Annotated in this window: 1 pseudogene; it reads left to right on the forward strand. The window is 47.4% G+C overall.

Annotated features, from left to right (window positions below):
• A pseudogene (locus LKK83_RS00460) lies at window positions 1–249 on the forward strand (Uma2 family endonuclease); the annotation flags it as partial.
• Window positions 250–369 lie beyond the last annotated feature (120 nt).

Consider the following 369-nt stretch of genomic DNA (forward strand, 5'->3'; position numbering starts at 1 on the left):
GGAGTCCAGGAATATATTGTCTGGCAGATTTATGAAAATAAACTGGATTGGTTTATCTTACAAGAAAGTCGCTATGTAGCTCTAGAACCGGATGAAAATGGCATTTTGCGATCGCAAGTTTTTCCGGGCTTGTGGCTATCTGTGGAGGCGTTGCGTCAGAGAAACGGCCCTAATCTACAGGCTGTTTTGCAACAGGGGTTGCAGACGCCAGAACATCAAGAATTCCTACAGCGTTTGGGGCAATCGTGACCGCTAACCCTGCCCGATCGCCTCAATTTCGACCTAAAAAATCAACTTAAATTCACCGATCGCTCTGAGTGCTATGACTGTAATTTCCGCCCTTAACCCCCCACCGCTGGAAAGTGGCGA

Origin of the sequence: Phormidium sp. CCY1219 (genome assembly GCF_035615515.1) — a bacterium.
Classification (GTDB): Bacteria; Cyanobacteriota; Cyanobacteriia; order Cyanobacteriales; family Laspinemataceae; genus CCY1219.